Annotated in this window: 22 protein-coding genes and 1 pseudogene; 1 reads left to right on the forward strand and 22 read right to left on the reverse strand. The window is 46.7% G+C overall.

Annotated features, from left to right (window positions below; translation table 11 throughout):
* The 12 genes from ACTO17_RS15040 to ACTO17_RS15095 all read right to left on the reverse strand — a co-directional run.
* Nucleotides 1-100, reverse strand: a 100-nt coding sequence (locus ACTO17_RS15040; protein ID WP_482558524.1) for a Maff2 family mobile element protein, incomplete at its 3' end; no start/stop codon positions are given.
* 241 nt (nt 101-341) lie between these two features.
* Entirely contained in the window at nt 342-2,186 is a 1,845-nt protein-coding gene (locus ACTO17_RS15045; RefSeq protein ID WP_482558509.1) for a VirD4-like conjugal transfer protein, CD1115 family, read from the reverse strand.
* Nucleotides 2,183-2,653 (reverse strand): PcfB family protein, encoded by a 471-nt coding sequence (locus ACTO17_RS15050; RefSeq protein ID WP_369882817.1) that lies wholly within the window; start codon nt 2,651-2,653, stop codon nt 2,183-2,185. The genes ACTO17_RS15045 and ACTO17_RS15050 overlap by 4 nt, the downstream gene beginning before the upstream one ends.
* Nucleotides 2,654-2,704: 51 nt before the next feature.
* Nucleotides 2,705-3,505: a hypothetical protein gene (locus ACTO17_RS15055; RefSeq protein ID WP_369882818.1), complete on the reverse strand. Its 801-nt coding sequence runs from the start codon at nt 3,503-3,505 to the stop codon at nt 2,705-2,707.
* 6 nt (nt 3,506-3,511) lie between these two features.
* Complete coding sequence (locus ACTO17_RS15060; protein ID WP_482558525.1) at nt 3,512-4,609, reverse strand: DUF3846 domain-containing protein; 1,098 nt, start codon at nt 4,607-4,609, stop codon at nt 3,512-3,514.
* Nucleotides 4,610-4,611: 2 nt separating this feature from the next.
* On the reverse strand, nt 4,612-5,376 hold the full coding sequence (locus tag ACTO17_RS15065; protein ID WP_482558510.1) for a hypothetical protein: 765 nt from the start codon (nt 5,374-5,376) through the stop codon (nt 4,612-4,614).
* Nucleotides 5,377-5,392: 16 nt separating this feature from the next.
* Entirely contained in the window at nt 5,393-7,420 is a 2,028-nt protein-coding gene (locus ACTO17_RS15070; protein ID WP_482558511.1) for an LPD1 domain-containing protein, read from the reverse strand.
* Nucleotides 7,421-7,449: 29 nt separating this feature from the next.
* Nucleotides 7,450-8,367 (reverse strand): hypothetical protein, encoded by a 918-nt coding sequence (locus ACTO17_RS15075; RefSeq protein ID WP_482558512.1) that lies wholly within the window; start codon nt 8,365-8,367, stop codon nt 7,450-7,452.
* Nucleotides 8,368-8,652: a helix-turn-helix domain-containing protein gene (locus tag ACTO17_RS15080; protein ID WP_285825904.1), complete on the reverse strand. Its 285-nt coding sequence runs from the start codon at nt 8,650-8,652 to the stop codon at nt 8,368-8,370.
* 14 nt (nt 8,653-8,666) lie between these two features.
* Nucleotides 8,667-9,650: a toprim domain-containing protein gene (locus tag ACTO17_RS15085; RefSeq protein WP_369882823.1), complete on the reverse strand. Its 984-nt coding sequence runs from the start codon at nt 9,648-9,650 to the stop codon at nt 8,667-8,669.
* 71 nt (nt 9,651-9,721) lie between these two features.
* A complete protein-coding gene (locus ACTO17_RS15090; protein WP_285825906.1) occupies nt 9,722-10,609 on the reverse strand; it encodes a DUF6017 domain-containing protein in 888 nt (295 codons plus the stop codon).
* A 29-nt stretch (nt 10,610-10,638) separates the two neighbouring features.
* Complete coding sequence (locus tag ACTO17_RS15095) at nt 10,639-11,160, reverse strand: DUF5720 family protein (RefSeq protein WP_369882824.1); 522 nt, start codon at nt 11,158-11,160, stop codon at nt 10,639-10,641.
* 257 nt (nt 11,161-11,417) lie between these two features.
* On the opposite strand from ACTO17_RS15095, the pseudogene ACTO17_RS15100 reads away from it, so the two are divergent.
* Nucleotides 11,418-11,588, forward strand: a pseudogene (locus ACTO17_RS15100) (tyrosine-type recombinase/integrase); the annotation flags it as partial.
* A 218-nt stretch (nt 11,589-11,806) separates the two neighbouring features.
* Here the strand turns inward: ACTO17_RS15100 and ACTO17_RS15105 are convergent.
* From ACTO17_RS15105 to ACTO17_RS15150, 10 genes are all read right to left on the reverse strand, one after another.
* Nucleotides 11,807-12,547, reverse strand: a complete 741-nt coding sequence (locus ACTO17_RS15105; RefSeq protein ID WP_172535422.1) for a DeoR/GlpR family DNA-binding transcription regulator — start codon at nt 12,545-12,547, stop codon at nt 11,807-11,809.
* Nucleotides 12,548-12,631: 84 nt separating this feature from the next.
* Nucleotides 12,632-13,549 (reverse strand): ribokinase, encoded by a 918-nt coding sequence (locus tag ACTO17_RS15110; RefSeq protein ID WP_172535421.1) that lies wholly within the window; start codon nt 13,547-13,549, stop codon nt 12,632-12,634.
* Entirely contained in the window at nt 13,549-14,526 is a 978-nt protein-coding gene (locus tag ACTO17_RS15115; protein ID WP_172535420.1) for an ABC transporter permease, read from the reverse strand. The genes ACTO17_RS15110 and ACTO17_RS15115 overlap by 1 nt, the downstream gene beginning before the upstream one ends.
* A 1-nt stretch (nt 14,527) precedes the next feature.
* Nucleotides 14,528-16,030 (reverse strand): sugar ABC transporter ATP-binding protein, encoded by a 1,503-nt coding sequence (locus ACTO17_RS15120; protein ID WP_482558513.1) that lies wholly within the window; start codon nt 16,028-16,030, stop codon nt 14,528-14,530.
* A gap of 79 nt (nt 16,031-16,109) precedes the next feature.
* Nucleotides 16,110-17,291 (reverse strand): substrate-binding domain-containing protein, encoded by a 1,182-nt coding sequence (locus tag ACTO17_RS15125; RefSeq protein ID WP_482558514.1) that lies wholly within the window; start codon nt 17,289-17,291, stop codon nt 16,110-16,112.
* 90 nt (nt 17,292-17,381) lie between these two features.
* The gene (locus ACTO17_RS15130) at nt 17,382-18,302 is read right to left on the reverse strand and encodes a sugar phosphate isomerase/epimerase family protein (RefSeq protein WP_172535418.1); all 921 of its coding nucleotides are present in this window, start codon (nt 18,300-18,302) and stop codon (nt 17,382-17,384) included.
* Nucleotides 18,303-18,643: 341 nt separating this feature from the next.
* Nucleotides 18,644-20,881: an ATP-binding cassette domain-containing protein gene (locus tag ACTO17_RS15135; protein WP_482558515.1), complete on the reverse strand. Its 2,238-nt coding sequence runs from the start codon at nt 20,879-20,881 to the stop codon at nt 18,644-18,646.
* Nucleotides 20,882-21,126: 245 nt separating this feature from the next.
* Nucleotides 21,127-22,005: a 3-oxoacyl-[acyl-carrier-protein] synthase III C-terminal domain-containing protein gene (locus ACTO17_RS15140; protein WP_172537793.1), complete on the reverse strand. Its 879-nt coding sequence runs from the start codon at nt 22,003-22,005 to the stop codon at nt 21,127-21,129.
* The gene (locus ACTO17_RS15145; protein WP_482558516.1) at nt 21,986-22,939 is read right to left on the reverse strand and encodes a hypothetical protein; all 954 of its coding nucleotides are present in this window, start codon (nt 22,937-22,939) and stop codon (nt 21,986-21,988) included. Before ACTO17_RS15145 ends, ACTO17_RS15140 begins: the two co-directional genes overlap by 20 nt.
* Nucleotides 22,936-24,399, reverse strand: coding sequence for a class I adenylate-forming enzyme family protein (locus ACTO17_RS15150; protein WP_172537791.1), 1,464 nt, complete (start codon nt 24,397-24,399; stop codon nt 22,936-22,938). Before ACTO17_RS15150 ends, ACTO17_RS15145 begins: the two co-directional genes overlap by 4 nt.
* Nucleotides 24,400-24,406 lie beyond the last annotated feature (7 nt).

Consider the following 24,406-nt stretch of genomic DNA (forward strand, 5'->3'; position numbering starts at 1 on the left):
AACCTTCCAGAAGGTTGATGACGCCCCATGCGCCGAGGCCGGCGCCCAGAGCTATAACCAGGATTTTCAGGGTATCAATCGCACTTGCAAAAAAAGCCATAAAGTTTCCTCCTTTAATTTAAGAAATCATGTTTTTGTGGTGTGGCCGTTTCAGGCCAGAAACGAAAAAACGCCCCTGTGCTTTAAGAAAATTTACATCAAGCACAGGGGCGGCATGGTCCAGGATATACCTGAAAAAGTATTCAGTTGTCAGGGGAGGAGCGCGAATCCTCAAAAGAACCTCCTTCCGGTGAAAAGAAAAAGCCCGTCAAAGTCAGAAACTTTAACAAGCAGCTACATCATCATACGGCCGGTGCCTCCAAATCCTCCGCCGTGACCTCATAATTACGGTACAGCTCACCGGGACGGACCGGCAGCCTGGTTGACAGGAATTTTTCAATGTCAAAGGCATTTTTCGGGGCATAATCCGACAGATATTTATAGTTCGGGTGTCTGGTAATATCGTACTTGCGGGAGAGGAAAGGCCGGACGCCCCTGATCTGCAGGAGGCATTTCCCACCGTCCATGACGGCCAGCTCGTCCACCGACATTAAATCCTTTCCTAACTTTTGGAAATTTTGTCCGTGGGATTCCTGTGTGCCTTTGGTGACGCTGGTGTTATACATGTCGATGGTCTCTTTTCCCAGCAGGGAGTTCCAGCTTTTCAACGTGGTTTCCTCCTTGCCTCCCAGGAAAAGGGAAGCGTCGCAGTTGCCAATGATGGTGTCCATGTTGTCCTTATAAAGCGCCTTTAACTGGCTCTGCGCCTGCAAAACCAGACAGGCAGAAATCTCCCTGGAACGGATCGTCGCCATCAGCTTTTCCAGGTTTGGAATCTGCCCGATATTGGCGGCCTCGTCAATCAGGCACCGCACATGTACCGGCAGCCTGCCGCCGTACTTGTCATCGGCACGCTCACACAGCAGATTGAACAACTGTGTATAGGCCATGCTGACAAGGAAATTGAAGGTCGCATCCGTATCGCTGATAATAAAGAACAGCGCCGTTTTCCTGTCCCCGACCAGGTCAAGCTCCAGCTCGTCATACATGGTGATTTCCCGGACTTCCTTAATATCAAACGGCGCTAATCTGGCGCCGCAGGAAATAAGGATGGATTTTGCCGTCTTGCCCGCCGCCAATTTATATTTTTTATACTGCCGCAAGGCAAAGTGGTCCGGGTCCTTTTGCTCCAGTGCGTCAAAAAGCAGGTCAACGGCGTTCTTAAAGCTCTCGTCATCCTCACGGACCTCCATAGCATTTATCATTTCTACCAGAGTAGAAAAGTTCTGCTCGTTTGTCGGAGCCTCATAATAAATATAGCCAATCAATGCCGTATACAGCAGAGTCTCGGCCTTGACCCAGAAGTCGTCACCGGATTTTCCTTCCCCTTTGGTATTTGCGATCAGCACCGTTACCAGTTTCAGGATATCCTTTTCGTTGTGGATATAGGCAAAGGGGTTATAGTGCATACTTTTTGAGAAATTGATCGTATTGAACACCTTGATCTTATAAGGCTCATACACGGTTTTCCCATCCTTCCCCTTGACCGGTTTCCCGTCCTTATCCAGTTTCGGCGTGCCACGGCTTAGCAGCTTTCCTACTTCGATCAGGACCGTACCTTTTGGATCGGTGACAACATACGAACTATGGAGCTGCATTAAGTTGGGTTTTATAAAAAATCTCGTCTTACCAGAGCCGGAACCACCGACTACCAGTACATTTTTATTGCGGGCATGGGCGGGATTTTTCGGTCTGCCGGACATCATAAGCCCCTCGGTCTGCGTCAGGATAATGTTGTTTTCCGGTTTCGGGTCCATAAAAGGGGCAATATCTGTTTTGTTACCCCACCGGGCGCTCCCGTACTCCACATTTTTGCGGTACTTTTTTGCATCCTTTCCTTTGAAATAGACAGCCAGCCGCACGATCACCGCACCGCATAATCCCACCAGCCAGTCCAGCGCGGCACCCGGCCACATGCTCTGAAAGGCAAGCGTAAAACCATCGGCAATCCCTAACAATTTCTGTGAGGCGTCCGCACCAGGGGCAAGGCGCACCGCCTCGCCCAGCTTCGCAAATACCAGAAGGAACAGAAGATAGGGCAGATGAAGGATCACCTGCTTTTTCAGGGCATCGGTATCTATCTTCATCGTTCCGGCCCTCCGTGTTCCTTGTTCTTTACCCGGTCACGGCCAAGCGCCTGGGCCAGCTCCTTGAACTTATGAAGCTGTGAAAGAAGCGACGGCCTGGCGCTACGGGCAAGGTCTTTCTGCGTGTACTCCTTAAAAGCCGCAGTCAGCGCGTCCGCCTGGTTCGCCTTGAAATAGACCGTCCATTTCGGGGGATGGATCCCCAACTCCTTTTCAATATGGTAGCGGACCTGGTGTTTCCTGGCGTACCGCTCAAAGGAGCGGATTCTGCCGGAGACTTCAATGGTGTTAGCTCCGGGGTCCTTACAGGTCAGCCGTTTCATGCTGTTCCTGCCGACTTTCGGGGTAGTGCGTTCCTGCTCCATCTTACGGAGCACCGCGGCAATCGCAGCACGCAGCACCCGCCCGGACAGCTTTGCCGCCTGAATGGAGACCGATACGGTCCGCTGTTCCAAATCTTCCTGCATGAACATCCTCCTTCCTGATAAAATCTGCAATTATAAATAGGAAATAACTGTTTAACGGGCATCCCCGATCACCTGCTGGCGCGGGGCGTGCTCAAAGGCTTTTGCCGCCTGGTCCACCTGGATTTTTGCGTGTTTCAGGAGCGTCTTAATGATAGTCGCCGGGTGATTCTGTTCCTCCAGGCGCGTTGCCATATCCTTACAGCCTTCCGGGAGATATTCAGCCATATCTTTACAGACATCAGCCAAGTCGCCCATGAAGCCCCAGCAGCTATCCATGAGCTCACCGTTTTTGTAAAGCTCAAATCCGTAGCACTCGCCCCGCAGGTAGGAATCATAAGCCGCGACTTCGCTGCGCATCAGATCCTCCGCCTTTTTCCGAATAGAGCCGGTCATTTTTTCACCGTCAAATTCTTTTAATGCGTCCTCTTTCGAGACATATATCCAGCCCACCTGCCCGCTGTCCCAGGGATCATTGAAACTTGTGGTATTCATAGCAAGGCCGCTGTGGTCCATCAGATAAAGAGGCAGCGTAATGTATTTTTCGGAGATCACCTTCAGCATGGCGTCATCAACCGCCCGTTCCTCCGTCTTTGGCCCGTGCCGGAACCGGCTGCTCACAACGTTTACCATGTGTTCATACCGTTTCATGCCCGCTTCATCATGCCCCACAGTATCTAAGTACATCTCCCGAAGAAAATCGTCTTTATCCATGTAATTGTGGCTGTCTCCCAGCGCATAGCGGGGATGGAAGCAGGCCATTGTCCCAAAATGTTCGTCTACCTCACGGGGAGAGATTAAAATATCGTCCGGCTGCACCATCAGCGCATAAGGGCCTTCCACTGCCATCAGCATAAATCATCAGCTCCTTTCCGGCTCCCTGGCCTTTTTATCCGGTACTTTCGGCTCTGCCTGCGCTGTCTGTTTCCTTGCATTGTCAAGCTGTTCCCGTACCGAAATATCCCGTTTTGCCTCCGGCACTCCTGCGCCGAAGAAACCCTGCAGCTCCTGAAAGCCGATACTGTCCACATAATAGGCGGTGTCTGTACCTTTCTCATGCAGGACCAGCACATCGGAAACAGAAAGGGAATGGCCCCTGAAATCTTTCGGGTGGTCGATATTGAACCGCCTGTAAATATCCTCCAGTGTTTCGCCTGGTTCCCGCTGCCTTGCATAGACCATCTGGTAATTATCCCGGTCCACGGAAAGCCCTTTGCCCTGCACCCAATCCAAAGACATAAAACGGAGATTATCTGTATTGTCCGATAAGTCAAGCTGGTAAATGGAATATGTGCTGATCCCATACTCTTTTTCATAGGAAGAAATACGCGCTAAAAGCGGCGCCGCTTCTCCCTCCATGTGTTCCTCACGCTCAAATGCCGCCAGCCTCATGCGGATTTTTCCGGTATCTCCTGAAAGCAGCTCGTCCGCCATGCGCTCCTTCTCTACATGGGAATCCGGGTACAGGTCTGCGTAAGCCCCGTTGTTCTGCCTGAAAAATTCATCCAGATCGAAAGCCAAATCCGTGGATTCGTCAAGCCTTATATCATCCCCATCCGGTTCCTCCATAACAGTGGCTGGCTGCTGCTTTTCCTCCGGCGGGAGGGGTTGCTTCACCGCAACAATCTCACCCGCCAGCCGGTAAAATTTTTCCGGGTATTTGAACTGTTCCTTATACTGCTCCATAAAGTAATCGGGAAGATCGGCAAAACTTTCCTCACCGAGACCGGCCATGAAAAAAGTACCAGCCATGATCTCGATCATCTCACCGTCCTCATTATAAATTGCCCGGTTCAGGGGCAGCCCGTTTATTTTTCCTTCATCATTGCAGACAATCGCAACAGGCTCCGCATAAGGGTAATAGCCCTCTATGCCTCCCCCGACTGCCTCCTGCATAGATTCAAGGCTCCCGTCAAGCTCGGCCTCATAAGGCGTTTTCCCCGGCTCTATCATTAACACTTTCAAATCTGTATGTCCTCCTTCTTTTTATTTGCGGCTTTCGGTTCTTTCCCTGCCTTTTTCTGTACCTTCACCGCAGACAGCTTTTCCAGCACGGAGGCCTTTTCCTGCTCCCGGCCCTCAATCCTATATCCGGGGAGAAGCACGCCATTGACCGTAAAACAGTTCTCATGCTCTTTGGGAACAGGCGGTGAAATCTCTGCAAACAGATGGGAATAGGCTTTTTTCCGCCCGTCTAGATACTTCACGGCAGCAGCTTTGTCCGTATAGCGTTTCCTGTCCTGCCCTGCAAGGTGGATGTTGTAGCCTTCCCTGGGCGAATTGAGATATAGATCCCATGTCACATACCAGGCAACCGGGATGCTCTGCTTCATCTGTCTGTCATATTTGGTATCTTCCCTGATCCGGCAGAACATCTTATAGACCCGGTTGCTGATTTCCTCTAGGTCACTGTCTTTAGAATAAGGCTGCCACCTGTTCCCTGTATGCTTGACCTCCGGGGTGCGTAAGTATGCCAGCGCCCGGTCAAGCCGCTGCGTGGCCGCCGCCTGCTGTTCCCATTGCTTTGCTGCAGCCACTACGATGTCATAGGCTTTCTTTTCTCCTTCAATGCTGTCCTGGCGCATGGCCTGTATGGTTTCTGCCCCTTGTGCAATAAACGGTGAAATATCTATGTTCTCACATGATACCGTATGTTCCACCTGTAGCTTGTAGCCTTCCGACAGGTCCCCGGAACGATGGACACGGTAATCTTTATTTTCTTCCAAACTCTTTCACACCTCCTTAAATCTCCGGCGCATGGCTCTTTTTCGGAACCGCCTGTGCCGGGGTGGTCTTTTCTGCCGGTTTCGCCGCTGTAAGCTGCGCCATGACCGAAGGCCTTTCTGCCGTAAATATGGAAATCTGCTCATTCTCCGCCAGTGACCGTGTTGGTAGGGGCAGTGTTTCGTCCGAATGGGTTAGTATCTGCTCCCTTTTCAGGTCTGCCATGATCTCGTCAAATACCGCATTGATGGCCTTCCGTTCCTCACCTTCCGGATAGGCTTTCAAAACCTCCATTTTTCCATCTTTATCAGTTGCAAAGGTGACGGCACAGTCCGCATGGCCTGCCAGATAATCTGATTGATAAGGCAGCTTATCCTTGATGTAACAGGCAAAGGCCCTGGCGGTCATTTCCGTGTTGCTGTCCCAATAACCGCCGTCCTTTTCACATTCCTTACCCATGCGCACGGAATTCCGGTAGAAATCGGTTTCCACCCGCCCAATCTGCGGTGACTCCTGTGCCTGCATCCCGGACAGCATGTGCTCGAATATTTCCAGCCTTTCCCGCTCACTCTTGGGGATCACCCGCCCGGTGACAGATTTCTTAAAAGCGCTGATCTGTTCCACGGAGCCGTCCTCGCCGGACAAAAAAGCCTCCCTAAGAACTGCGTATGTTTCCATCTGTTCCTCATTACCGTGCCGTTTCAGGGAACCGAGCACCGCAGAATCCAGCCAGCTTGCCGCATTTTTCCGGGTGCGTTCCGTCTGTACTTCGGTACGGGCTGCCGCCTGCTCCGGTGTCTCCGGCTTATATTTCATGGTTTCAATCAGCTTCTGGAATGGGGCATAGAGGCGGGGTTGTTCAGAGAGAAAACCCTTGGCACCTATTTTTACGCCAAGGTAATCGTCAAGTCCATGCCACCATTCATGTGCCAGGGAACCGGCCCCGTGCATCTTCGTAAGATTGATGACTTTGCGCAAAGGCTCATAATGAGCCGCCGCATTGCCGCTGCCCCTGGCGCCGAAAGCGATCGCAAGCGTTCCCTGATAGGCAATGTCTTTGTCGCTGACCTGCAGGGCAGCCGCCAAATCTTTGAGCGCTTCAAACCCCATATTGAGGGAAACCTGCCGGTCATTCTGGTTCATCCAGTTCCCAAATTCACCGCCGCGGAATCCAAAGGTATCAAGGTAATGCTGCCCGGTAATCTCCACACCATTTCTGTAATTCGGTCCGGTCCGCCGCACATGGGATAGCTGCGGAGGCACAAACCGCGTCTTTCCGCTTTTACTGCGGCCTTTCGCCAACTCCTGCACCCATTTCAGGGCGGCATCACGCGACTCAAAATTTGTCTTTACGATGGAATAGCCCTTCGTCACATAGTAGGTATCAGATTTCCAGTCATTATTTTTGGAATAGGTATTCTTCCCATCGTTGAAATGGATCGCATAGCCCTTCGGCACTTTCTGGTCTTTGGAGACGCCAAACTGCTCTTTCTGCGCTTTCTGTGTGAAGTTCCGCTCAAAATGCGCGGCAGAGTGAACCATCAGGGCATTGGACAGCTTGTTTGTAATGGCCGGGTTCTCCCGCCCCTTCTCTGTAGCCTGGTAATGGACGCCGCCGCCCCAGCCCTGCACCTGCTCCAAATATCCGTTTTCCACAAAGAAACGGTCATAGGCTTTCATGGCGTCCTCCACGGTGCGGACCTCCGAGACTGCGCTTTGCAGCTCCCGTACCGTCTGGATATATTCTTTCTGCCTTGCAAGGCGCTTCTCCGGCGTGTCGTCCCTGTGGTAATACTGCGGGGAGGCGTTCAGACCGTCCCGCGCCTTTTTGATAAAATAGACCACCCCAAGGGGAATCCCATCATCAAGCATGGCCGTATAATCTGGTTTCTTCCAGATATTATCCTTTTTTACGAATTTCTCGGACTCACGTTCGTTCATGGCATCCAGATCGTTCACGTTGAGCCCCCGGTCCTTCCACAAGTCTTTTTTGGCGCCGCCGATCTTTTCCCCGAAATCTTCATGCTGTATGTTGTTATCTGCCAATCCTTATCACCTCCAGTCTGTCATAAAAATCACCGCTCCGGGGAAGGGTGGCGTTCCTGTGTTTTATTAAGTTGTGCGTGTATTCCCATGAGCCGATCCGTCTCCCGGAGGACCAGCCGGTCCAGCGCGCCTAAATCTTCCGGGGTAACGGCAAATTCCCGGTAATGCTCGTACCACAGGCCCGCCCGGACAGCCGCAATAGGGGGTATCTTTTCCGGGCCGGAGGGAAGAAGGCGGTAGACCGGCGCTTCATCATAAAGTAGCATCTGTTTGGCTGTCCCCAGGGGTATGCGGTACATATCCGTATCGGGATTCTGTGCGTCGGTCATGTATTCCACATTCAGGTGTTCCTCCAAATCCTGGGGCATATAGGAAAATGCCTGCTCCTTCCATTGGCTGAACCGGTTAGAATAGCGGTACTGCCATTCCGTCACCTGCTCCGGCGCATAGAGGTAGCGCCAGTTTTTCAGGGCGTCCTTTTCGCACAGTTCCATTGCCTCCCATTTTTCAATGCCGGCCTCCGCCTTCGTGCCGTCCCGGTATTCCATGCTGACGCCGTAAGGGTAGAGGGTATTTCTTTCTATGTCCTGCCGCAGCGTGTCAAGATCCATCATCAGGACATCCCCATATGGGCGCCCGTCCTCCCTTCGTTCCGTGTGGAACAGGAAAGCTCTGGCAGCGGGGTATTCTGTCATGGTGGCCATCCGGTAAAGCTCCGCCGAAGGACAGTAGGCAAGCAGCGCATCCGAGAGCCACATATGTTTTTTCCCCATGATAGCGATAGAATCCGGCCCAGTGTTGGCTGCCAGTGAGCGTAGATTGAATTCACTTTCCCGTAGAAAATCCCCGGCCAGGATATGAAGTTCATAGGCAAATATGCCTAAATCCGTATCTCGGACTAAGTGAATCTGCGGAAGTGCATCATCTTTCATAGTGCCTGGTGCCATTTATAGATTCCTCCCATCTGCCGGCGGCTGCCCTCCGGCAATCTTGCCGATGATCTCCGGCCCGGTCTCGTAAATCTGCATGAGCCGCCTGGCCGTTCCGCTTGGCTGCGCGGCGCCGCTGGTCCAGAGCCGGATTGTGGAAGGGGCGACATTCATCAGAAGTGCAAAGCCTTTCTCGTTCATATCCAGTTTTTTCATCAGCGCCTTAACCATGTCGGGGCCATAGTCCGGGCACCGGGCAGCTTCGGCGATCATCTGTAAGACGGTATTCTCTGTTTTCATCATTTCTAAAATCCTCCTTAAATAGAAATTGCCGCCTGTCTATGGCGGCTTTGTCGTTGGCGGTCTTTATCCTGCGCTATGACATGGAGCAGCATTTCGTTGTAGTCCTTCCCTGTGCGGGGCGGGTTGACGCCTACTCGGATATGTTTGAACCGCTGATCTTCATGGAGCATTACCTGAATCTTCCTGGCATTTTTAAGGCCGCCGAGGTCATTGTCCATGTAGAGATTGACACGCCGGATTTCCGGGTGGCGTTTCAAAAATGCGGTCAGTGCCACATGGGAAGTTCCGCCCAAAGACAGCCGGTAGCCGTCCCATTTCCAGCCTTCTAATTCCTGCAGCGTGGCATGGGAGAGGGCGTCAATGGGCGCCTCAAAGACCGCCACATGGCGGCTGCCCGGATTTCTCGGTGGATAGCAGAAGCTGTATTCCTTGTCGCTGCCGTAGACATCTTTTCTAAGACTGCCGGTAATGCTCCGCATACAGGCAAACTTTGCTTTGTCGGCTTCATCCTTTCCCACAAACACACAGACCGGCTCTCCATGATACCGAGCCTCATAGAACAGCCTCTCCCGGAAACATCGGCTGATAATATCAGAGCTGATCCCGCGTTGCTGCAAATAAGAAACCGCGGAAGCAGCGCACTGTCTGGCCCAAGGGAGGGAAAATGTTTTCTTCTCCGGTTCTTTCTGCACATGGGCTGTTACTGTTGCACTCCGATAGGCCGGCATCTGCTGGATTTCCCCGCCGACCAGCGTATGGACCGCATCCACCAGCCCATAGCCCCGAATCTGGATCAGATAATCCAGAGCGTTGATACTCCGCCCCCGGCTGTTCCAGTACCAATACCTTTTCCCGGTCACATAGACCAGGCTGTCATGTTCCTTGTGCCGGTAATTGGGTCCGTCCCGTTTCAGCACCCCAGGTTCATGGAACTGCAGGTATGCGAACAGATCCGCTTCCCGCGCCGCCTGAATCTGCTCTTTGGTTACGCCGGGCATAGTGCCGGCGCAGCATTTCTTTTCATCGTGCCCGCCTCCTTTCTGTGATGAAAAAAAGCACCCGAAGGCGCCTAACAGCCGTACAGGTCATGGTTGACCTCGGCACGGTAATAACTGTCCATTGTTGCCGGGGCATTATACAACGCTGCCAGCAGGTATGCCTTGATATTCCCGACTCTCGTGGTGTTCCTGTCGATACAGTCAAAGACATACTCCAAGTGGCCGGAATTGATCTTCAGGAAACGGCCCTTTACCACCTCCCTGGGGAAATCATCCCCGGCGATACGGATAAAGGGGCGTTTTGACAAGACCACTTCAAGCATAAGCTCCATAGTCTCGTCCAAACGTTCTTTCCCATACCGGGAAACCATACAGTCATACTCGATATTTTCTTTTAGGATTTCACGATAAGCGTCTATCAGTTCAATCCGATCCATCCCATCCGGGCGGTGTGCCGCCTCCGGCTCTGCCGGATAGATTGATTGATGGGTCCTTGATATATCCGTTTTTGATTTTTTAATTTTTAATGGATTAGTATTTAATTGTGCGGGATTTTCCTGTCCAGGTTCAGCCTGTTCAGGTTTTGCCTGTCTTGGGTTTACCTGTCTTGGATTTACCTGTCTTGGATTTTCCCGTTTAGGTGAATCCTCCTGTTTTTCGGCGCTTACAGGCTTTTCATGAATTGTATACTCAATGTCTCCGAGCTGCCCATTCTCATAGCGGAGGCGCTGCCTGGTGAGATACCCGTGCCGCTCCAGTTCTTTCAGGGCGGTAGTAATTGAATCTACACCGTCCTTACAGATATGGGCGAGCCCCTTTGTGGTATAGTCCCAATCTTCCGGCAGCGACAGCATGAGGGAGAGAAGCCCCTTTGCCTTTAAGGACAGTGACCTATTGCGCAGATGGTGGTTGCACATGATCGTGAAGTCCTTCGTTTTTTCTACCCGGAATACAGCCATTTCACAGCCTCCTTTCTCCGGTTATTCCATTACAAGGCACGGTCCCTGCGGTCATAGTGAAGATGCCCGCCTGAGACCTTTGCATGGTTTTTCAGTTTCACTTCGCCCCGTTCCTGGCTGTCTAAGAATTTCTGATAGCCGGCATCCGTAAGGAACAGGCGCATCTTATCGCCCTTGTCACCCACAGGGGCATCATAAGAGAGCACATCAAAGACGATCATGTGCCGAACCTCCGGGTCAAACCGTTCCAGCGCCATGATGTCATGCCCCTTCAATTTCTCGGCGCCGGATTTCTGCCTGGCCTCTGCGATCAGCTCCCCGATAGTGCGTCCTGCCTGCGGAAGCCGGTAATTTTTCTGAATATCCCTCACCAGATCCATGCACTCGGCATCTGACAAGGGGAGCAACTTTTCCATAAGGTTCTTTGCCGCCTTCCTCCGCGCCGGATCACCGGCATACTGTGAAGCCATAGAAAGCTCATTGATAACGGCATACCGTTCACAGCCTTCTGTCTGATATAGCATCCGTTTTTCCATTTCGTTCAGTTCCATGTGAATCTCCTTTCTTCTGAAAATGGGTATGAAAAAAGAGCGCCCACCTGTTAAAGTGAAACGCCCACGGCAATCAGCGGCCAGGCAATACACCGGACCGCTGGCACTATTAAATTTTGTCGGTAATGAAACAGCCTCCTTTATTCGATAATTTTCTCGTCACATTTCAACTTGGAAAAGGAATTGAATAAATGACGGCAAACGCTCAAACCCCTTGAAAATAAAGGCTTTTTCCGTTTGTCGTTATTATACCGTAACGGCACACCTATACTTCTAATCTGCTTGCTAATGGGGCACAGCCGAAAGACGTACAGGAATTATTAGGACATTCTGACATCAGCATTACCATGAACGTATATGCCCATGCTGACAGAGAGGCAAAACGTAATTCTGCTAAACTTCTTGATAAGGTAGTGGGTAGTGATTAACAATCCGCAAAAGAGTTTTCCCTTGTAAATACCCAGCAAGGGCAAAAACAAGGGAAAATGATACATAACGTAAGGTTCTAGGTACTACAAAGCCTTAAAAATAAGGAAAGTTTGAGCAATTCTCTTTCAAATTCCGATTTACATGTTTCATGCGGGTATGCAATTCCAGAAAAGGAGATAACTCCCACATCTCTTGCCGGCGCAGGGAACAGCTTCATTTACTTTGCCACAATATAATTCCCGCTGGCCAGCAGCATATCTGTCTCTTTATCTGAGATAATCGTAACCTCTCCCAGTTCAAACACCTTACTCAGCGTATTTTTCCCGCTTTTGCTGCTGTCCAGCAATACATAGGCTTTGGTGGAGTTCCTGCAGACAATCTGTTTCTTTTCCGCTTCCCGAAGATCCGGCGTGCTGATGCCCGCCTTGTCGGAAAAACCGTTGGCCCCCAGAAAGGCCTTGTCAAAATACATCCGCTGCAGGTCGCTGTTTGTCTTGGTTCCCAGAATCGAGGCGCTGGAAACATTGATTTCCCCGCCGGCCAGAAAACACTTCAGCTTCGTCTCCTGCAGCTCCGGCAGAATCATAGCGTTAGTGGTCACAATTGTAATGTCTTTATTTTTCAGGTATTTCACCATCCGCAGCACGGTGCTTCCGGAATCCAGATAGACGGATTCTCCGTCTTTCACCAGTCCCGCCGCATACCTTGCAATGTTTTCTTTCTCGTTCACATTCTTGATAGACTTGGAATTTACGGGAACTTCATAGGAACCTTTTTTCAGACGGGCGCCGCCCCCCCGGAGAAGGACAATCTGCCCTTCCGCTTCCAGTGTTTTCAAATCTCTGCGCACGGTGGATTCTGAAACGCCCTGCAGCTTTTTGCAGAAATCATCCAGGGAAACCACCTCATTTTTTTCCAGAAGCTGCAGCATCTGCGTCCTTCTCTGATAAGGTATCATAAGTTCCATCCCTTTCTTTTTTTATTCCCGCAAGGAACGATAGCCAAAAAGACATGGAATCCTGCGCGTCATTCAGACAAATGTTCACCGCTGTTTTTCCAGCTCCATAACTTCCTCAAGAAACGGCATGGCATCCTGTGCGCCCATCCGGCAAACTGTAACTGCGCTGCAGCAGGTGGCAAACCTGCAGGCGTCTGTCAGGCTCTTACCGCTCTTTAAAGCGTAACCAACGCCTCCGATAAAACTGTCGCCTGCGCCGGTAGTCTCTATGGCTTCCACCTTGCGCGAGGGAATAAATGTTACTTTGCCGCCTTCTGAGACAACAGCCCCCGTTTTCCCCAGAGTTATAATAATATCTGAGCCGCAGGTTTCTGCCAGCAAAGCTGCGCCCTTCCTTGCGTCTTTCTCGTTCTTTACATCTGTTTTCAGGTAGAACCCGGCTTCTACCTCGTTCAGCACTATTATATCACACATCTTCAAATAGTCCAGAGGTATTTCTTCCGCCGGAGCCGCATTCAGAAGGACTTTGCAGCCCCATTCCTTTGCTTTTTCAATGGCATAACAATTGATTTCCTGAGGTATTTCCATCTGAAGAACGGCAAGGAAAGTATCTTTCAGAATCTCTTTTGCCTGATCAATATCTTCTTTTTTCACTGCAAAGTTAGCGCCCCGGACAATACAGGCAAATACGCTTCCATCCTCCATGGCATTTATAATTCCCATGCCGGTAGGTTCTTTGCACCGGCGGACATGTTCTGTATCCACCCCGTATCTGCGGGCCGCTTCCAGCAGAATCTGCCCGTGGCCGTCATCCCCCACACATCCAACCATATGGACAGGAACCCCCAGCTTTGCCGCCTGGACTGCCTGGTTGGCTCCTTTGCCGCCCGGGCTGAATACTGCGCTGTCCGCAGGAAGCGTTTCCCCGCATTCCGGCAGTCTCGGTATTTTTAACACAATGTCATAATTCAGGCTTCCTATCACTGTTATTTTCTCTCGCATCACATGCTCCTTTCTTTTTTGTGACGGGCAGTGAAGGCTGCAATGTCTCCTTTCATAAACTCAAAGTAAGATGCGGCAATAATGATAAGACCTGTCACCACATACTGCCAGAAAGAGTCCACATTGATGACTACCATGCCTACCTTCAGCACCGCAAGCAAAAGGGCTCCGAAAAAGGTTCCAAGGGCCGTACCCCGGCCGCCTGCCATGGATGTGCCGCCGATTGCCGCCGCTGCAATGGCATTCGTCTCATAGCCGATGCCTGCCGTCGCTTCTGCAGAACCAAGGCTTGCCAGCATCACCAGGCCCGCCACTGCCGTACATGCTCCGCTTACAATATAAGCAATGTATTTGGTTTTGGCAACATTTACACCGGAAAGCTTGGCCGCTTCTTCATTTCCGCCCACTGCATACAGATAATCTCCGGTTCTTGTTTTGGACAAAATGATATGGGCAATGACAAAGACCGCAATCATCACAATGACATAATAGCGGATTCCGCCGGGAAGCTGCCCGTTGAAAATATTCCGAAAGCTGTCCGGCACATTGGTCACAGGCGCGCCGCCGGTTACCACATAGGCAACGCCCCGGTACAAGCTCATGGTGCCCAGAGTGGCGATAAATGGCTGCAGCTTCAAATTCGTAACCAGAAATCCGTTAAACATCCCCAGGACAACCCCCACCAGCAGTCCTGCCAGTATAGCCAGGAACGGATTCATTCCTTTAACACAGCAGTTGGCCACAGCAATGCCCACAATGGCAAATGTACATCCAATGGAAAGGTCAATGCCTCCTGTTAAAATAGCAAACATAATTCCCACTGCCAGTAAACCGTTCAATACCATCTGCTGAAAAATTGTCAGCATGGTTCTCCACATGAGAAAATTGGGATTCAGCGCTGTAAACACAACGCCCAAAATAACCGTTGCAAGAAATACAAGAATCTCCCGTTTATATTTTGTACCAATCGCCTTCATCTTAATTCCCTCCAATCGCATAATTTAAAATCACATCCGAGTCAAACGCCGCCCGGTCTGTCAGTTCTTTGGTAATCCGGCCCTCGCTCATCACAATCAGCCGGTCGCTTAGCCCCATAGCCTCCGGAAGTTCACTGGATACCACAATCAGGCTTTTCCCCTCTTCCACCAGTTCTTCCATCAGGCGGTAAATTTCCGCCTTTGCGGCCACGTCCACGCCTTTGGTGGGCTCATCAAATATAATCACGTCGATATCCGTAGACATCCATTTTGCCAGAATCACTTTCTGCTGATTCCCGCCGGACATATTAACCGTCAGATAATCCGGCTTGTTGGGATGAATGTCAAGCTCTTCAAAAAAATGCCGGGCATTCTGCAATTTTTTCCCGTCGCTGATGAAAATGCCGGACATATATTTTTCCAGACTGGAAATCGCTATATTATTACAGTTGGTATCCAGTTTATTAAATCCCTGGGTTTTCCGATCCTCCGGCAGCATACCGATTCCATATTTCAATGCTCTGGTGGAATTCCAGCTTCCCCGGATTTCTTTTCCTTTAAAATATATGGTTCCGCTGATTTTCCGATCTGCACCGGCAAGCACCCGCATCACTTCCGTCCTTCCTGCGCCCACCAGACCGTAAAATCCAAGAATTTCTCCTTTGCGAAGTTCAAAATTCACATCCTGATACTTCCCGTCATTATCTGAAAGATGCTCCACTTTCAACACAACCTCTTCTTCTGCCCGGCAGGGTTTCAGTCTGGAGGCCACTGCCGAAACGCTTCTTCCCACCATGGCATGGATCAATTCATCCTCTGTGGTTTCCTTAATCTCCAATGTCTGAATGTATTCCCCGTCCCGCATAATAGAGGCCCGGTCGCAAATCTGAAAAATTTCTTCCAGATGATGGCTGACATACAAAACGGTGATTCCGTCCGCTTTTAATTTCCGGATTACCCCAAACAATGCCTCTGTCTCTTTGGAAGTCAGAGACGCGGTAGGCTCATCCAGGGAAATAATGTTGGAATGGTGATAAATGGCTTTTGCAATGGCAAGCATCTGCTTTTCCCCTGCGGTCAGCGTTCTTACAATATCCCTGGAACGGAACCGGCAGTTCAGTTCCGCCAGAATCTCATCCACATCTTTATGCATTTTGCTGAAATCTATAAACAAGCCTTTTTTCGGCTGATATCCCAATGTTACGTTCTGCCCTACCGTCAATTCCTCCACTACCATGGTTTCCTGATGAACTTTTGATATATTGCCGTTTAAAATGGCGTCATTCGGATTCTTAAAAGAAATTTTTTTTCCATGGAGAATCACATCTCCTTCATATTCAGAATATACCCCGTGAAGTATATTTAATATTGTCGATTTTCCTGCTCCGTTTTCCCCCAAAAGCGCATGCACTTCTCCTTCTTCCACAGAGAAGGAAATATCTTTCAAGACATGTACGCCAGGAAAATACTTGTTGATTTTGACAAATTCTACTGCTTTTCCCATTCTGTGCCTTCCTCCTTGCAAAAGCGCGGAAGGGTTTCCCCTCCCTGCACTTTTATGGTTATGATCTTTAACTCCGGGGTTATTTGGTATACGCAGGAGCCGTCCAGTTGATGATTTCTGCTGCATCTTTATCCACGTTTTCAGAATCAATCAAAGCCTGGGGCGTCGCCACTGCGCTGGGCAGTTTTTGACCTGCAATAGAACGGAGCGTACACTCCACTGCCACTTGCGCCATATAGAAGGGGAAGGAATCTACTGTAGCGTCCAGTTTGCCTGCGCGGATGGAATCATAGGCTTCCCCGATTCCGTCAACGCCTACCACCAGAATATCAGAACCGGACTCTTCCACAGCCTCTACTACCCCCAGCGCCATATCGTCGTTATTGCAGAAAATTGCTTTCAGCTCCGGATACTGGGTTATCCATGTGTTTGCCAGTTCTTTGGATTTCTGGCGATCCCAGTCTGCATTCTGCTCTGCCACTATCTCCATCTTAGAATTGTTATCCGCAATCCAGTCTTTGAATCCTTCGGTACGTTCTCTTGCCGCAAAGGCTTTGGCCATACCTACCACAATGGCCACCTGCCCCTCGTCTCCCAGCTTATTGGAAATCCACTCTGCCGCAAGCTGCCCGTTCATGTAAGCGTTGGGCCCCACATAGTGATTGGCTTCTGCAATCAGGCCGTCGTTTACGTTTACGGTAAGCACGTCTGCATCATTGGCGCTTTCCACTGCAGAAGTCAAATTGGAATCAGAGATAGGGCTCATTAAAAGCGCGTCCACCCCCTGGGTAGTCAATGCTTCTGTCATAGTCTGCTGTCCCGTCTCATCGCTTTCGTCTGTGGTTGCCTGGATATCAATGGTTAATCCGGCATCTTCGGCCGCAGCTTCATAGCCTTCCTGAAGGGTGCGCCAGAATTCATTGGAAAGGGATTTCATTACCACACCTAATTTCCAATCTGCTTCCACCGGCACTTCTGCGCCGTTCTTTTCCCGGATTTCTTCAATGCTCATGGCATCCTCTGCCTTGTCCGGATTAAATTCTTTGCCGCCGGCATCTCCCTGCCCCTTTGAATCTTCCGAGCCATTCTCCCCTTCCTCTGAATTCTCTGCGCCGTCAGATGCATCGCGGTCTGATTCCTGGGTTTGGGTATCGGAAGAACCGCTGCCATCCTTAGAATTACTTCCGCCGTTAGCGCCGCAGGCGGTAAGGCTTACTGCCATTGCCGCTGTTAACAGAACTGCTAAAACTTTCTTTTTCATCACTGAATCCTCCTTCATTTTGCATAGTTTCCCCGGTCTGCCGTTTCCTCCAGAACGGACTGGTTAAGTCCCACTTTTTCCGGCATCCCTTTATCTTATCATGTCCAAAATCAGGTTCTGCGCGCTGATCCCGTCATGCTTCGATACCACCTGGCTGATTTTTTCCACGCCGATGCTGTCCACCTTTTCTTTTATCAACTCAAAGGCCGCAATATTGGCCCGGCATTCCGCCCTGGATTCCTCCCGAATGGGAAATGTGTCAAAAAACACTACCCCGTCATACCCGTACCGTTCCAGGTAATAGATAAATTCCGCCGACTGGGTAAAATTCACAGAGCCGAAAATCAAACCGCTGTCCTTCCATCCATACCCGTCATTCATATGTAACCCGAACAGTTTTCCTTTTGCCGCCGCCAGGGCAAGCCCATAGGCCGGACTGTCATGCTTCATCAGCATATGACAGAAATCCAGGGTGCATCCCACGTTTTCCCGGTCAATTTCCTGTATTATGTAAAGGGTCATGCCTGCACTGTCTATCATGGCAAACTCCCGCTCTTCAAAGGGCTTATACTCAATGCTGATTCTGATATCCGGGGCATAGTCCGCAATTTCCCTTACTGCCTCCACCACCTGTCCAAAGCATTTCTCATAATCCATCTGAAATGGATAATCAAATCCGTCGTTTTCCAGCCACAAAGTTATCACGCTTCCTCCAAGCTCCCGGCAGACGTCCGCCGCATCTTTGGCAATCCTGATTGCTTTCTGCCGCAGAGACTCATCGGGATTGGTCAAATCCCCGTCCAAAAACCCATTCCTCCATCTGAGAGCCAGACCGTTTACTTTCAGCGGACACATTGCCCGCTTCAGTTCTGCAAGGTCATACCCTTCCAGATGTTCCGGATAATTGAATTCCAGATGTGTGATTCCTTCCATATTTTTGTAAGCCGCAATGGCGTCAAACACATTCTGGCCTTTAAAAATGAAAGAATTAAATCTTCCTGCATAGTGCATTTCTTCTCCTCCTTTATTTCAGTATTTTGCAAATAATTTCAAATATTTTCAATTTGTTGTGTTTATGATAATGTATTTTTCATATTTTGTCAACATCATTCAGTTTTTTCAGCATAATATAAAAATTTCCTCATGCTTTTTTGTATGATCTGCACAATATTATTTTCATATTATTCACATTTTTTCATTTTTTATCATACTATCTTCGGGAAATTCAGAAAAAAGAAAATAAAAATACTTCTGATTGTCTTAGTGCCGACATAATCAGAAGTATCCAATATTTTTCATTTTTTCACATTTTAAGAAGCTGCCGCTTTTCGTTGGAGCATCCGCTCCTTCATTTACTCATCCATTACCGCCAGATATTTGCCGGTATATGATTTACTGCATTTCATAATCTCTTCCGGGGTTCCTTCAGCCACAATATATCCTCCTTTTTCGCCGCCTTCCGGACCTAAATCGACGATCCAATCAGAATTTTTAATTACCTCTAAGTTATGTTCTACAACCACCAATGTGTTTCCCTGATTGACCAGCTCATCCATTACAGTGACCAGCATATCCACGTCTGCTATATGAAGTCCTCTCGTCGGCTCATCAAGCACATATATTTCTCCTGATTTACTTAATCCGCTTGCCAGCTTCACCCTTTGAACCTCACCGCCAGATAATGTATCCATTGATTGTCCTAACTGCAAATAACCAAGTCCGACATTAGATAATAAGTCCAGGCGCTTAACTATTTCACGATTATCAAAGAATTCCTTTGCTTCGTCTATTGTCATATTCAATACATCTGCAATCGTTTTACCTCTATATTTATACTGTAATGTTTCCGCTTTGTATCGTTTTCCTTTGCACTCCTCACAGATACGTTTTACATCACCCAAAAAATGCATATTGATTGTTTCGTATCCTAATCCTTTACATTTTTCGCATGCCCCAGTACTATTAAATGCAAACAGCGCCGGAGATAATTGGACACTTTCCGCAAATACTTTTCTTATTTCATCAAAAGCCTTTGTATATGTAGCTGGATTGGAGCGAGGCGAAGCGCCCACCGGTGACTGGTCAATCACTGTCACCCGTTCAGCCTGATCAACCAGCGCAGCCATCAATGAACTTTTTCCCGATCCAGAGACACCGGTAATACAGGTCATGACATTAAGCGGGATTTTCACATTTAAGTCTTTCAAATTATTTCTGTCTGCAAACAAATTAATGGCATTGTTCCACGACCGATACCCGTTATTCTTTCTCATCTGCATTCTATTTGAAAAATACATTCCGGTTAGAGAATTATTTTGCAAAAGGTTACGATAATTTCCCGAATATACTATTTCACCGCCCTGAGCTCCTGCCTTTGGCCCCATATCAATTATAAAATCCGCATTAGATATAACCGCTTTATCATGTTCAACAACCAGAACCGTATTTCCTTTCTGCGTAAGCAGTTTCAATGCCTCAACGATCCGTTTCTTGTCCTTCTCATGCAGCCCGGCAGTGGGCTCGTCCAGGACATACATTAATCCAGACAAAGAATTTCCCAGCTGACGGGCCAACTTTATTCTTTGGGACTCACCATTTGACAGTGTGGAAACCGATCTGCTAAGGGTTAAATATCCAATGCCTAATGTAACCAGAAGTTTCAAATTTTTAACTATATAAGATATAATCTCTTCTGATAACGGTTCGTCTATCTTTTCAAAGAAAGGCAATAAATCCTGAATTTCCATGTTTGACAATTCAACAATACTCTTTCCATGATACAGCACTGAACGAGCTTTTTCGTTCACCCTAGAGCCTCCGCAAGCTGAACATTTACACGTTTTAAAAAACTTCGCATCATAAGAAACGCTTTCCAGGCCTCTGCTGTCATTATGTCTTTTTAAAATTCTGGGTACAATGCCTTCATAAGAAAAATTCTGTATAAATCCCTGGGAATCATTGGAAAAATGTTTCGATTCTGAATAGAGCAATTCATTTAATTCTTCCTCTGAAAAAAATTTAACAGGTTTGTCCATATCAAATAAATTAGACGCATTTATAATATTCCAAAGTCTGCCTCCTACCTTCCATGTTCTATGCTTAACAGCTCCCTCGTTCAAAGACTTATTTACATCAATGATACGATTTATACTCAAACCGATTTCTTCTCCAGTCCCTTTACATTTTTCACATGCGCCGCTTGGAGTATTAAATGAAAAGTCTGCTGCATTTAAGATTGGTTTGCCAAATCTAGAAAACAAAAGTCTCAAATAAGTATAAATCTCCGTCACAGTTCCAACAGTAGAACGGGGATTTTTCGCAAGCTGTTCCTGATTAATCATAATTGCAGGAGACAGACCTTCGATAGCTTCTACCTTTGCCTTAGAAAATCTGGGCATGCTAATTCTGGAATACGTACTGAGGGAATCCAGATATTCTCTTTGAGCTTCAGCAAACACTATATCATATGCCATCGTCGTTTTTCCCGAACCAGAAACTCCTGTAAACGCAACCAATTTATTCTTTGGTATGTCGATTGAAACATTTTTCAAATTATGTTCTGTTGCATTCTTAATTCTAATATAATCCATTTAGATACATTCCTTCTCTCAATTTAATAAAATATAATTCGTATGTAAAAAGCATTACAGAAAGTATAACAAATCATGAATTGACTTACTATGAAAGCCTTTGGCTTCCATAATATGGATGGCCATGCGGCCTGTCGCACGACAAGCTAAGCAAGATGGGGGTTTACTATGAAAGCCCCTGGCTTCCATAGCATGGATGGCCATGCGGCCCGCCCGACGGCAGGTTAAGCATGATGGAGGGTTTACTATACGGCTATCAATGTGCATCCCTGAGTTCCTCCAAATCCCGGATTCACCAACAGTACTTTATTGCCATCTTTTATTACGCCTTCTTCTTTCAGTTTTATAAAATGATAAAAACTGTCATGAGAATTCATATGACCAGTGTTACACATATTACTATCTAGAAACCTGCTTCTATCGACATGTATTAATTTTGAAAGCACATTCCAAAAAGTTTTATTCGAAGTATGCGGAATATAGTAGTCTATATCGTCCATACTCAAATTTGCATCTTTAACAGTTTTTTCTATCGCAGCTCTCACAAGCATAGCATTAACAGCCCTAAATTCTGCAATATCTTTTTCATCGGAATTTTCACCATTCGCAGCAATCACACAAGTCTGAACATTGCTTGAAACGACTTCACTCTGAAACCCTTTTTTTCCAATTAGCAACGCCACAACACCATCTCCCATTATAGTATGAAAAAAACATCTTTCCTTATCGGAATAAGCCTTATCCGCACCTACAACAAGTATATCATTATAAATTTCATTTTCTATATATTTACAGGCAATATTTACAGCAGCATGCATTGCCGCACATGGCATACCTCCCATACTTATTGTCTCAACCGGATTCATTTCTTTCATAAATCTTTTCCAGTCAGAAAAAATGAATGGTATGGAATGTGCGATTATTATCAAATCTGGCTGTTTATCAATTTTTCTTACAGCTTCTAAAATCATATCCTCTAATAATCTTTCATTATCAGCAGGCACTTTATCTAATCCTATATTGCGCATATTTTCGACTTTTTCACTATCACCATTTACAATTTCTTCAACAGTTCTTTTTTTCTCAGCTAAAATAACACTATGACTAATTATTCCTACATGCATTTTCACACACCTCACCAAAAATATTGGTTAAATCATCTTCCAAAATACCTAATCTATGAAAAAGTTGATAATTATTATTCATGTTACCATTCCTAACACGATTATTAATTTGTGCAGCCAGATATATCTGTTCTTTAACTATGTATTTGATTCTATCTGTATTACATACGATATATTTTTCTATCCATTGAATAAAAGATAACATCAAGTATTTTCTTTGAATAAATATTTCCAGATCAAAGAAAAGGTGATTTTTATATTGTTTATTGCTGGTATTACTAATGGTTTCCCATAGCTTTTCGAATGCCATGGGACCTTGCTTAATTTTTCTTGCAAATTCAAGGTTTTCGAAGCAATTTCTGGTGGATTTAATTACTTGTTCTTTTTCAAACGGTAATTTTCCTTCAGATTCAATATACCCCACAGTATAAATATAATCTGACTCCATCAAATTGACGCTGTCCCACATCACCATAAATTCCTCTATAGGTAAAGCCTGTCCCATAATGCCTTCTGAATCATTTACTCGAATTATATTACTTTCATCTTTATATAATGAGATATAATGCGGAACTCTTTCATATATTCGGCTTAAAGGTATGTAGTTTAATTTACTCATTTCAACTGGTCCAATCACCACCGAACCACAGTTCAATCTTTTCAACAAAAAATCCCGCGCATCGTTTTTATCATCAAACCCTTTTTCTATATATTTTTTGTTCAAAATTTCACAGGCACGTTTTATTCCATGCAAAGGTTCATATACCGGTGATATTAATCTATGCGCATATTCTTTTCCATGCACAACTCCAAACGGAACGGATGAGAGCATTTCGAATTTATTCTTCGAAATCTCCTTTACATCTATACCTGAATCAAAAATCGCATACGTCGCACAATATGTATAGTTTCCATAAAATAATGTCATAGTCATCTGCGGGCCTCTATGTTTGATTTTATAAGTTTCCTATCTACTTTTCCATTAAAATTTTTAGGAAGTGGCTCATCAGTAAAAATAAAATGTTTAACCTTTATGCCACCTAAAGATTTAATACAGTCTTTTCTTATTTGGGCTTCTTTGGTCATATCATTTAAAGAAATAACACAGACTATATCTTCTCCTGCATCAGAATCATTTATTCCTACCACAGCATTCTCCATTACATTATCTATTGAAGCCACAATTTCTTCAAGTTCAAGATTATTGATGCGATAACCATTATGTTTTATAAATGCTTTCTCTCTTCCCTGAAAATACAGATACCCATCTTCATCAATCTTAAATAAATCGCCTGTTTTGAGAACTCTTTCACCCTCTTCTACACTATAAAACTTTTCAGTTTCTACACTGTCATTCCAATATCCTTCCATAACATTTGGACCAATAACTTCCAATTCTCCTACACCGTCATGTTCATTTACCAATCTCACACTAACTCCTGGCAGGGGAATGCCACATGAGCCTTTATATTTCTTTTCCTTCATTCCGTAAGGCATGATGCTTACTCTCTTACACTCAGTAAGCCCATACATTGGTATTACTTCTACATGCGGAAGCTGCTGCTCTGTTTGCTTAATTAGTCCAACCGAAAGTACATCACCAGTAGATGATATATATCTTACGCTAGGCACGTCTACCCGCTCAAATACCCTGCTTTTAATCAGAATATTTAACATGGCTGGAACGACCGGTAAAGCTGTAACATTATATTTTTTTATCATTTGAGGAATACTTTGAATCATAACCTGCTCATCTAATAAAAGCAATTTTGCTCCAGACAAGCATGTCATTAATAGTTGATATAACCCATAATCAAATGATAATGGAATTCTGCAAAGAATAATATCATCAACCGAATTTCTCAAACACCCATTTATTGCATTCGCTACAAAAAGCGCTTGCTTTTGACATGCGAATACACCTTTCGGTTTATTTGTCGTACCTGAGGTATAAATGATGTATAATCCCTCATTTATATCTACGATTTCCCGATGGAAATTTGATTCGGCACTAACATTAATTACATCTTTTAAGCAACACATATTATCACCTGAAGCAGTTCCCCTTTTTCTGTACCTATTATTTATAATTAGTTTTGCCTTGCAGTCATTTTGAATATATTCTAATCTGCTTTTACTTATATCATGCGGAAGAGGTACAAAGATAATGCCCAATGCAATCGATGCCAAAATCGAAACAACCATATCAATAGAATTATTGCACGTTATGATAATTCTATCTCCCTTGTTTATCCCCAACGATGTAAGGCCATTTCCAAAAGCAGCCACAAGGTCATTCAGCTCTTTATAGGAATACTCTTCTTCTTGGTAAATTACTGCAACTCTGTCCTCTTGTTTATTAATATGTTCTTCTATTAATGCCTTGTAAAGCATAATTTGT

The sequence above is a fragment of the Petralouisia sp. genome (assembly GCF_056822245.1).